The organism is Hydrogenophaga sp. (genome assembly GCF_018780075.1).
In the GTDB taxonomy this organism is placed as follows: domain Bacteria; phylum Pseudomonadota; class Gammaproteobacteria; order Burkholderiales; family Burkholderiaceae_C; genus Hydrogenophaga.
On sequence record NZ_JADMKB010000119.1, the window covers coordinates 23,302 to 33,405 of the forward strand.

General features: G+C 56.6%; 10 protein-coding genes. 5 read left to right on the top strand and 5 right to left on the bottom strand.

From position 1 onward, the window contains the following. Positions 1-300, top strand: a complete 300-nt coding sequence (locus IV088_RS19690; protein WP_291105576.1) for a hypothetical protein — start codon at positions 1-3, stop codon at positions 298-300. 353 nt (positions 301-653) lie between these two features. Here IV088_RS19690 and IV088_RS19695 read toward each other — a convergent pair whose 3' ends face one another. From IV088_RS19695 to IV088_RS19715, 5 genes are all read right to left on the bottom strand, one after another. Beyond that, positions 654-3,329 (bottom strand): hypothetical protein, encoded by a 2,676-nt coding sequence (locus IV088_RS19695; RefSeq protein WP_291105577.1) that lies wholly within the window; start codon positions 3,327-3,329, stop codon positions 654-656. 28 nt (positions 3,330-3,357) lie between these two features. Next, positions 3,358-4,128: a hypothetical protein gene (locus IV088_RS19700; RefSeq protein ID WP_291105578.1), complete on the bottom strand. Its 771-nt coding sequence runs from the start codon at positions 4,126-4,128 to the stop codon at positions 3,358-3,360. Positions 4,129-4,220: 92 nt separating this feature from the next. After that, positions 4,221-4,667 carry a hypothetical protein gene (locus tag IV088_RS19705; protein WP_291105579.1) on the bottom strand — a complete coding sequence of 149 codons (447 nt, stop codon included), beginning with the start codon at positions 4,665-4,667 and terminating at the stop codon, positions 4,221-4,223. 91 nt (positions 4,668-4,758) lie between these two features. Continuing rightward, a complete protein-coding gene (locus IV088_RS19710; RefSeq protein WP_291105580.1) occupies positions 4,759-5,283 on the bottom strand; it encodes a hypothetical protein in 525 nt (174 codons plus the stop codon). Positions 5,284-6,301: 1,018 nt separating this feature from the next. Next, on the bottom strand, positions 6,302-6,580 hold the full coding sequence (locus IV088_RS19715) for a hypothetical protein (protein ID WP_291105581.1): 279 nt from the start codon (positions 6,578-6,580) through the stop codon (positions 6,302-6,304). A 114-nt stretch (positions 6,581-6,694) separates the two neighbouring features. On the opposite strand from IV088_RS19715, the gene minC reads away from it, so the two are divergent. From minC to IV088_RS19735, 4 genes are all read left to right on the top strand, one after another. Next, positions 6,695-7,492, top strand: coding sequence for a septum site-determining protein MinC (minC, locus tag IV088_RS19720; RefSeq protein ID WP_291105583.1), 798 nt, complete (start codon positions 6,695-6,697; stop codon positions 7,490-7,492). Between the two features lie 41 nt (positions 7,493-7,533). After that, positions 7,534-8,349, top strand: coding sequence for a septum site-determining protein MinD (minD, locus tag IV088_RS19725; protein WP_291105584.1), 816 nt, complete (start codon positions 7,534-7,536; stop codon positions 8,347-8,349). 1 nt (position 8,350) lies between these two features. Then, entirely contained in the window at positions 8,351-8,623 is a 273-nt protein-coding gene (gene minE, locus IV088_RS19730) for a cell division topological specificity factor MinE (protein WP_291105586.1), read from the top strand. Between the two features lie 253 nt (positions 8,624-8,876). Next, positions 8,877-9,902 (top strand): IS110 family transposase, encoded by a 1,026-nt coding sequence (locus tag IV088_RS19735; protein WP_291105587.1) that lies wholly within the window; start codon positions 8,877-8,879, stop codon positions 9,900-9,902. The last annotated feature ends 202 nt before the right edge of the window (positions 9,903-10,104 follow it).

The window sequence follows — 10,104 nt, forward strand, 5'->3', positions numbered from 1 at the left end:
ATGCCCGATCAGGTGCTCGACATGCTTCGGCGCCTCATTGAGAGCGGCAAGGGGCGCACTGCGAACAAGCTGCGCTCTTACCTCCTGGCTGCCTATCTGTGCGCGCTGGATGTGCGTACCCTGGCCGCCATTCCGGTGGTCTTCAAGACGTTCGGCGTGGTGTTCAACCCTGCAGCGCAGACAAGACGACCGTCTTCAACTCGCGCTACATCCCCACGTCAGCGACCCCTGGCCCAGCGGATCGTTCAATTCAGCTACTTGTTCAGCGTAGCATTCAGCATCCACGTGCCTGTTGAATAAGCAATCTGTTTTTCTCCCTTCAAAATCAAGCACTTGTATGCGCCGTACAGGGTTTGCCCAAAGTTGTACACACGCTTGTCCAAGGATTGTCGGAACAACTTCGCCTGCGGTGCACTTTGGACAACCTTCCTGATTGAGTGCTGCGGCAAAGTCCAGGTGCGCACTCTCCCACCTCGACGGCCGACTGAGCTGTAGCCAAGATGCTTGTTTCTGATCTATCAGCAGCAAGATGTTGTGATCGAACCCCGGCATTTAGTACGACCATACCGGCTCTCATTTTTGCAAGGAACGATTCAGCCAGAAAAGCCGCTTGCGCAGTGCCTGTCGATCAGTTTCAACGCCTGCTGCTGCGCTCACAACGTCGCACTGTTCGAGCGTATTGGGGGCGGTTTTGTGCGACTCATTGGGTGACGCTGTGCGCTTTGATCTGTTTTGCCGAGCGATGTAGCACTGCATGATGTCGCACCGCGTGCACAAGGAGCGCTCAGCTCCACTCCGCTCATGACGCCAGGGTTTGTCGGCATTTGGACGCTGTAGCTCGCTTCGCCATCGCGGCTCTTGACCAGTATGGTCAATGGGCCAGCCGGCAGACCTCGCAACACGAAGCGACCGCTAGCGTCGGGCATCACGCTGCGACTTGCTTCAATGGCCCGTACAGTGAATGCACCACCTTCGCCGCCGATCACCCGTCCTTCGATCACACGCTGGGCGCGCACTGTGAAGTCGCTGACCACAGGAGCGCCGGCGGCCAAACGTTTCAGTACAGAACTGAGGTTTACCAGCTCATAACCAGGAGGTAACGAATCAGGTAGCAAGCTGAGCTTGACCTCTTCGGACGGGCCCGCAAAGCGGAAGACACCGCTGGAGTCGGTGGTGATGGTGTGGCTCTGGCTGCCTTCTACACGCAGACTCACACCGTCCAGCGGCAAGCCGGCATCGCTCAGAACGCGGCCACTGAGGCGCGCGGCTGCGAAACTGAGAGCGAAGTTGGCGTTGCTACCGGCGTTCACAGAGATTGTGGAGGGCGTTGTGAAATAAGCCAACTCTCTGATTGGCAGCACTGCGGTCACGCGGTGGTTACCGTCTCCTGGGGCTTCGAACACATAGCGTCCATTGCGGTCGGTGACGGTGCGACGAGATCCGTCCAGCACCACCTCAACACCAGCGAGCGTTGGCTGATCTGGCCCATCAACACCGGTGGCGCCGTCGTCACGGAAGATACGGCCGCTGATGCGGCGTCCGCCGCGACCTGGCATGCTCACCGGTGAGAGTCGCGTGCGCAGCATCAATTGCACAGAGTTGCCCTGAGTTGAGCTGCTGCCAGCAGCACGGTACGACCACCTCGAATAACTCAGGTCAAGGTCGGTGTCACCAAACACTCGCCAGTTGGCGTACGCGCTTGCTTGTGAGGTGCGGCTCTGGCTCATGCCGCCTTGACCGCGGCTGGTATTCAAGCGCACGCCTATCTGCGGATTGATCGCCGCTTGACCACGCCAGGACAGGTCCATGCCGCCCATCACTCGAAGCTCGTCGATCTGTACCGCACCAATGGACACGCCGCGTTCATTCAGCAAGCTGGCGTTGTCGCGCAGTAAGCGGACCAGATCGTCAGGACTGTTCGCGGTCAAGCCGAGCTCCGCCATTGCACGCGCCAGGTCGGGACGATTTTGCAGCAGCAAGCTCACTGAGGGCGACTGCTGCTGTGCGTCGGCATACGCACGTGCATGCCAGCCACCGCTGTTGCCACGCAGTGAGATCCGCGCGCCGTGTCCGCCTCTGGCCGAAGCTGAGGTTTGCTGGTAGCGGTATAGCGAGGAAACGCCATAGCGAGTCTGCTCGTAGCCCGCGCCCAACGACAAAGTGCTGCGATTCAATGAAGAAGACTTGAAGTCGTGGTAACGACTGCCACTCAAGCCCATGCTGGTGTACCAGCCTGGAGTCGGAGCAAAACGAAGATCGGCGCGAGCGAAGCTCGATTCGGGGTTTTGCTGAGCCAGGTCAAGGCGCGTCATCGACAGCGTAAGGTCAAGCGTGGTGCTAGCGTCCAGTCGCTCACTCCAGCCGCCGTCGACATATTTGCCTGCCGGACGTGCGCCGTCCAGCGTGGCAAAGGCCTTGGGCCGAAAAGCACCCTTGAGCCAGAATAGGCGTCCATCCGGGCGCAGGCTGAAATCGAATGAGGCCCCGGGCTTGCTGCTCCAGGCGAGCTCCCCTCGCAGCTGCAAGGCATCCTTGTCGCTACCCTTGGCCAAGCCCAGAGACACCATGCCGGGCTCTGGGCTGCGGCTGTCAGGCAGCCAGTGCAGGCTCGGGATGAGTTGCAGGCCGCCGGCCTTGAAGCGGTAGCTTGCACCCACCGCGCGGTCTCCTTGGTGTGGCACGAGCATACTGCTCCATGCGGTGCGCGTGCTCACGCCGGCATGCAACTTCAGATCGCCCTGGCGAAAGTGTGCGCCGCGCAGCACAGCACGCTCGATGGTCAGCGGTGAGACCTCGACCGTGTCGTCGAGCACCACCAGGGAATAGTCCGGTGTCTTGTACTTCAGACTCACCTCGGGCAGTGCCCAGGCGTCTTGGCTGCTTCCGACCACAGCGAAGCGACCGTCGTGCGATGCCTGCAGGCGCAGATGGAGGCTGTCCTTGCCGTCCTGGAACGGCATGTTGATGGATGTGGTGGTGCGTCGCGAATTGGAGTCGTAGCCCAGGCTCCACAGCCCGCGGCTGGCGTTGTACGCAGCCTCCAGATCCATGAAGCGGTTGGGTACGATCTCAACCTGAACGACAAAGGTTTCGACACCGCTGGGCGTGACCACGGTCACCAGCGTCTGGCCGGCATGACGCGCAAGCAAGCTCACTTGGCCTCCGATCACCCTGGCCTCCACCGTACCAGGGTCGACCGCAAATGCGGCCACGACGTTGAGTGCCGGCAGCAGGATGGTTTCGCGTTCGGCGAGCTTCACATCGGCCGCGACGCACAGCGAAGGAATCACCACAGTCGCGATAGCGCTGAGGGTAAAGAGGCGTTTCATAGAACGACCTCCGGTCCGAGAAGACACGTCATGGGACCACCACCGATCCGTTCAGGCTGTAGGCGCGGCCGGCCGCATCCAAGGTGGAAACCACACGGTAGGTCCCAGCGGGCAGTTCGCCGGGGTAGTTGGCCTCCAGCACGCCCTTTTCTCCCGGCAACAAGCGCTTAGGTGCGAAAGCCGCTTTTCCAACCATTCGGCCATGCGAGTCGATCAACACGGCCATGCCTGCAGGCACGACGGGTTCATCGCCACTGTTGAGCAAGGTGCTATGCAAACGAAGGGTCTTGCTGTTGGATGGCGGGTCGATCTGCAAGGTCTCGTGCGTGATCTCGATGCGCTCGCTCATGGTGAATGTGAACAGGGCTCCCAGTGAGAAAAGGGCAGGTCGACCGTTTTGCATCACCGGGGTCAGGGATCGAAAATAGGCCGCTACAGCTCGGGTTCGCATATTCGATGGAAGCGTCAGCAGAACACTCACCGAGGCGTTGCTGTGCGCAGGCACATCGATCCGGTTGGGCGTGAACACCGCACTGGCCGCCACGCTCTCCGGTAGCTTGCCGGCTTCGACAAACTCACGCTGGCCATCGCGCACCACCACGTCGCGCGCCTCAAGCGCAAAACTCATGGGCATGTCGCTGTCGTTGCGCAGGGTCAAGGTTTGGGTGGTGGATTGACCAAAGTCACCTTTGAGAGGCACCACCGCGGGTGAAAGCGTGAACGATTGCGCCTGGGCGGCGGTGGCCAACAGCGCCCAGCTGAACAGCGTCAGCACACGCAGTGGGGAAGAGAAAGACATGGTTGAACCTGTTTGTGGTTTGGCAGGATGAGGAGGAACAGACAGCCGGATCGGGCTGGCGACCCGGGTATTGCGCAGGCTGAGGCACCCCATCAAGGGATGACGTCGGTTTCGACCGTCCACTCCAGGCTGCTGAGAAAATTGCCAGCGTCGACGTTCCGCGGCACCTGTACCTCAATGAGGTGTGACACCGGTGTGTTCAAGGGGTGGTTGGCATCGACAGTGACGGGCACATGGGGCTGCAGCACATGGCCATTGATCTTGACCGTGCAGCCTTCCGTGTCATTGGTTTGTGTGACGGTGACCGAGGCATAGGAGGCCTCCCCTAAAGCGTCGACCAGCTTGAGGGTGAATTGCTTGCTCATGTAGATGCCGTCGGCAAAGCTGTGCCCGACTTGGGCACCGGCCACCATGGCACCCAGCACCAGGCTGCCGCCATTGACTGAGGGATTCAAGTTGGTGTCGCCGCTGCCGGCGAACTCCAGGCTCAGAGGTCCAGCCAGCGCCATCACACATGAACAGGCAAGACCCAGGCCCATCAGGCACTGAATTGCGTTTCGCACAGGATGCTCCCGTTTGCAAATGAGATGCCGCCGCACCCTATTGGGCGCAGCGGCAAGGGCTTCACGCTCAGTTGGACGTGGCCGTGAAGTTGATTGCGTTGTCGATTGCGGCGGCGGCGGCGCTGTCGGCAACCACAACGTCCCACGAATAGGAGCCGGTGGAGGCGTAGGTGCCGGTCGATGTCAGCGTGGTGGCGGCAGAGTCACTCAGCGTGCTGCCGTTGAGTTTCCAGACCACGCCCGAAGCCGGCGCGGAGCCGAGCTGTGCGGTCAGGGTGTAGTCGGTGCTGGTCAGGTTCGCTTTGTCAACCTTCACGCCCACGGTGGACGAAATCGTCCAGTCGCTGGCGCCACGGGCCAGCGTGAAGCCGGTGGGTGCAGAACCGTATTTGCTGATGTTGCCCAGATCGGACGTCGCGGCGGCCGTGCCGGTGCCTGAGGTGGTGCCACCAGCGGACTCGATCGTCAGGCTGATCGAGCTTTCGATGGTGCCGGTGACGGTCAGGGTCCCGGACGACGTGGCCGCTTGTGATACGGAGGTTGCCAAAGCGAGAAAAGCACCGAAAGCGACACTGATTTTGTTGAATTTCATGATAAAAGCAATATTAAAGTACTAAAAAAGACAGGGTTATATGAGATTTATTGAAAAATTTCTCAGAAAACACATCAATTTGATGTATTGAAGGCTTTCTGAAAAAGTCCATAAATGTCAAAAACAATGTCAAATGTAATTATACGCATTTTGTTACTTGTTTGTAACTTTTGATGTTTTACCGGTATGTTGTGTGCGCTGACGTATGCTTGGAAGACACTGGTGATGCGGTGTCGACACTCAAAAAATCCCCCAACCACTGGACCGAGCTTTCAGAGTCGCGCACCAGCAACCCGAGACTTCCGCACCGGTTGGCGGAGCAGTGGCTGCTGGTTCTTGCGTCGACCAGTCAGCGGGATGTAAAAAGTGGTTGCTCTTTCGCTGGTAGAGGCGGAAAGCCCGAACCGGGCCTGTTGCGTTCTTTTCTCAGTGGTCGGCCAGTGCAGTACGCCGGGTCGACCACTGGCCCAAGCTACAACGAGAAGGGCTCACACCCATGAAGGTGTCTTGGAGCGTTCGTCCACGGGTGCTGAAGGTCAATGCCGAGTCGGTTGGGCTATGGTGCCAGGGCAACCTGCTTAACGAAGATCACGCACATGGCGTGAGAAATCTGGTTGCTGGTTGGGAACGAGAAGCTGCTGTCTCCCATGCCATGAATGCCGTGGCGAGCGATTCAACTTGGCGCTTCTGCACCCGGGATGAAGACCGAAGTCATCTACCCTTACAGAGCCAGCAGTGATATCCGACCCGATACCTCGCGGCACCAAGTTCGTCTAGGGAAGGTCTGCAAAACCCTTGCGCCCATGCCGTGATGCGCAAATCACTCTTCACTTGATGGGACTCATTCCCTGAGGTTTCAAGAGCACCCCTCGGTTCAGCTTGGCGTGCCCTTCTTCGAGGCTGCCCTCCGCTCGGATCAACGAGCCCGATCCGTTTGACGTGGTCGCGACGCTGAAATGAGCGCAAAAAATTGACAAAACAAGAAAAAATGTTAAAAATAGTAAAAACATATCCTTTTTCACTCTTTCGGAGCAGAGTCAAGAGAGTGGTGGTTTGAAGCGTTTAAGCGCTTGTTTATAGAAGCATGAGCCTTGGTGCCAGAACGTGTTTGTGCAATCCCTGCGATGGGGCAACAGGCGTCTGCGGCTTCAGGTCTCGCTTGTGTTGACACGGGGTTTGCAGCCCCGCGCCCCTCTTTATAGGGCGAAGCTGATCTCTGCAGCACGATGACTTTCTGTTCAATCGACTCGAAAGTGAAAAAGATTTGGTTGCTCTCACAGCCCTTGTGTTTTTTCATTCCAAGAATGAAGGGCCTGTGTCAGCAGCGGGTCGCTTCAAGAAGAGCTTTGAGCAAGCCAGAATCTCCCCTTAATGGTATGTGGTTTTGATATCAAAAATAAAGGAGCTGCCAATGCGAAAAGAAAACACCGCTCGCGAAATGCGAAGTTTTGAGATCAAGAGCACCGACCTTCCGATGGTTGCTTTGATGATCAGGACGACAGATCTCCAGAAACTGAATATGGAGTTCAATGCGAGGTTCTCAGACATGCCCGGCTTTTTTGATGAAGACGGGATTGTGATAGATCTGTCTGGAATTCAAAGCAGTTTTCAATCTGAGTCAAAATCAGCTTTCGAAACGGCTTTGGAGTTCGAGGCGCTGAATTCGATGTTGCGCAGCCACAAACTACGTCCAGTGGCCGTTCGCGGAGGAAGCGAGCAACAAACCGCGGCAGCAATTGAATCCGGTCTTTTGCACACGCCCAGCCTGCATCCCGGAACCAAAAACAACCGCGCGCCGGACCAGGGGGGATCGTTGGTCATGCGCCACCTCCCTGAAATTGAGGCGCTCGCGGGGGCCTTGATCATTGATAAACAACTGCGATGCGGTCAGCAAGTATATGCAAGAGGTCGGGATTTGGTTGTGATGGCAATGGTCAATCCAGGGGCGGAGGTCATTGCTGATGGCCATATTCACATATATGCCCCATTGCGTGGAAAAGCAATAGCAGGTGCCAAAGGCGACAGCAATGCCCGAATTTTTGCGCTGAACATGTCTCCTGAGCTGATATCCATCGCTGGTGTGTATTGCACTGGGGATGCTTCATTGCCCAGGTCTGTATTGGGGCAGTCAGCCCAGATCAGCCTGATATCAGATGATGATGGTGGCAAGCTGGTTGCCAACAAAATCTCACAAAAAATGCAGTCTTAAACGGCTTTGAGGTCGTTCAGGTTCAATTAAATCAGGTGAAAATGACACACATCGTTGTAGTGACCTCAGGAAAAGGCGGCGTAGGAAAGACGACCACCAGCGCGAGTTTTGCCACTGGACTGGCTCTTTCTGGCTATAAAACGGCGGTGATTGATTTTGATATTGGATTGCGAAATTTGGATCTTGTCATGGGCTGTGAACGCAGGGTGGTGTACGACATGATCAATGTAATTCAAGGCGATGCAAATTTAAATCAAGCACTTATTCGGGATAAGCATTGCGATAATCTCCATGTATTGGCAGCGAGTCAGACCAAGGACAAAAGCGCTCTGACGGATGAAGGCGTCGCCTCCCTGATCAACAACATGCGTGAGATGGGTTTTGACTATGTGGTCTGTGATTCACCTGCCGGCATCGAAAGAGGTGCACTAGTGGCAATGCACCATGCCGACTCGGCGCTGATTGTGACGAATCCTGAGGTTTCAAGTGTTCGAGATTCGGACATTATTGTGGGAATGCTGGGGAAAACCTCAAAGAGAGCAATCGAGGGTCGCGAGCCTGTCAAGGAGCATTTGCTCATCACTCGCTACAATGCTTCACGGGTGGCGGAGGGTGGAATGTTGTCCATCGATGATATAAAAAGTGTATTGCCTTTGAATGTGATCGGTGTCGTTCCGGAGTCCAACGATGTATTGTCTGCCTCCAACCAAGGTACGCCGGCGATACACTTTAAGGGCAGTGATGTATCCATTGCCTACAGCGATCTGGTTGGCCGATTTCTTGGTGTCCACATACCTGTTCAGACTCTTTGTGAGCCTAAAAAGGGATATTTCGGACGCTTTTTGGGGAGGCTTTGAAATGGTTTCTTTTGCTTCCCTGATCGGGATGGAAAAGCACAAGACTGCAGGGATTGCGAAAGAGCGGCTTCAAATTATTTTTTCACTGGAACGTGCTGAAGGCAGTACAAACAAATCCGACTGTTTGGAAGAGTTGCAGCATGAATTGGTGAAGGTTGTGGGTCGTTTCATCAAGCTTGACCCCAGTGATATTAAAGTTCGGTTAGAACGGCAGGAGAGTCTGGAGATTCTTGAGGTGAAGGTCGAGTTGCCGGACGGTTCGTTGAAGCGTTGATTCAGAAGAAGCCCAGTTGGCTTTCCAGAAGCGTTGATCGATTGCCTGGTATTTTGAGTTTTTCCTCATTTTTGAGTTGACCCTGTCTCAAGATTTCGAACCGTTCGGTTACAGAGAGAGCCGGCATGATGAACGCCCTGAATGGGCAGGAGCATGTCGTGAAGAAGAGCAAACTTACCGAGGATGGCATGGACGCCTCCTGAGTCTTTTTCGATCACGATGGAGGTCCCATCCACCTACCAAGGAGACCGCCATGCTCGCTGTGATCGGACTGGATATTGCCAAACGCTTCTTTCAATTGCATTCGGTAGATCCCGAGACAGGGGAAATCACCAAGCTGAAGCTCAAGCGCGCTGAGATGGGGCCGTACTTCTCCAATCGGCAGCGTAGTGTTGTTGCTATGGAGGCGTGCGGGAGCTCCCATCATTGGGCACGCCAGTTGCGCGCACTTGGCCACGAGGTGCGACTCATTGCGACGAAGTTTGTCAAGCCGTTCGTCAAGGGCAACAAGAACGATGCGGCCGATGCTCGGGCGATATGGGAGGCAGCGCAGAGGCCCGAAATGCGCTTCGTGCCAGTCAAGACCGAGGCCCAGCAGGCGATCTTGGCGCTGCACACCATGCGGGACGGCTTGGTCAAGGCCAGGACTGCCCAGCTACACCAGCTCCGCGCTGTGTTCTACGAGCTGGGATTCGCTTTTCCGGAGGGGCGACATTGGTGCGTGAAACGTCTACCGGAGGCATTCGCCAGCCTGGAGGACAAGATCCCCGCCATGGCGATTGAAGCGATGCGGGACCAGTACCAATTGATCGTGCAGCGCTCGGAACGGGTGGATGCGATCGAGCGCAAGTTGGACGCGTTCAAGCGATCGGACGAGCGTTGCGAGCGTTTGTTGCAGATTCCTGGGGTAGGTTTGTTGACCGCGACTTCGATCGTTGCCTCGGTGGGTGACGCCAAGGAGTTCAGCTCTGGCCGAGAGTTTGCGGCCTGGCTGGGAGTGGTGCCTCGGCACACTGGCACGGGCGGTCGTGTGCGCATCCTTGGCATGAGTAAACAGGGCAACTCATATCTCCGGGCCATGGTGATTCACTGTGCCAGGGCGGTCATGGCGCGCCAGAAGGAGCATTCGCCTTGGCTTGAACGACTGATGCGAGATAGGCCATGGAACGTCGCTGTTGTTGCTTTGGCGAACAAGATCGCACGAACGATCTGGGCCATGCTTGCTCATCGCAGGAACTACATGCCAGAGATCCAAAAATCAGCAGCGCGACCCGCGTAGCGGCTCAAGGAACCTGAGGTTTGGCAGCGCGAAGATGTGTGATGGCTGAATAGGTTGGACCGGGAGAGGTAGGGCCTGAATTTGCTCCGGAGCTCTCGAAGCTCGATCCGAAGATCAAGGCACCTCTCAGCGAATCCCATCAGGGCCAGCGGGCAACAACGCCTGCGTCAACAGGCCGGATATAAGAATGCAGCCCGCCAAT

What these genes read in the sequence shown, in the direction of transcription:
- IV088_RS19735 (WP_291105587.1), top strand. Translation starts at nt 8,877, where the DNA reads ATGCTCGCTGTGATCGGACTGGATATTGCCAAACGCTTCTTTCAATTG.
- IV088_RS19700 (WP_291105578.1), bottom strand. Translation starts at nt 4,128, where the DNA reads ATGTCTTTCTCTTCCCCACTGCGTGTGCTGACGCTGTTCAGCTGGGCG.
- minC (WP_291105583.1), top strand. Translation starts at nt 6,695, where the DNA reads ATGCGAAAAGAAAACACCGCTCGCGAAATGCGAAGTTTTGAGATCAAG.
- IV088_RS19695 (WP_291105577.1), bottom strand. Translation starts at nt 3,329, where the DNA reads ATGAAACGCCTCTTTACCCTCAGCGCTATCGCGACTGTGGTGATTCCT.
- minD (WP_291105584.1), top strand. Translation starts at nt 7,534, where the DNA reads ATGACACACATCGTTGTAGTGACCTCAGGAAAAGGCGGCGTAGGAAAG.
- IV088_RS19690 (WP_291105576.1), top strand. Translation starts at nt 1, where the DNA reads ATGCCCGATCAGGTGCTCGACATGCTTCGGCGCCTCATTGAGAGCGGC.
- minE (WP_291105586.1), top strand. Translation starts at nt 8,351, where the DNA reads ATGGTTTCTTTTGCTTCCCTGATCGGGATGGAAAAGCACAAGACTGCA.
- IV088_RS19705 (WP_291105579.1), bottom strand. Translation starts at nt 4,667, where the DNA reads ATGGGCCTGGGTCTTGCCTGTTCATGTGTGATGGCGCTGGCTGGACCT.
- IV088_RS19715 (WP_291105581.1), bottom strand. Translation starts at nt 6,580, where the DNA reads ATGAAAAAACACAAGGGCTGTGAGAGCAACCAAATCTTTTTCACTTTC.
- IV088_RS19710 (WP_291105580.1), bottom strand. Translation starts at nt 5,283, where the DNA reads ATGAAATTCAACAAAATCAGTGTCGCTTTCGGTGCTTTTCTCGCTTTG.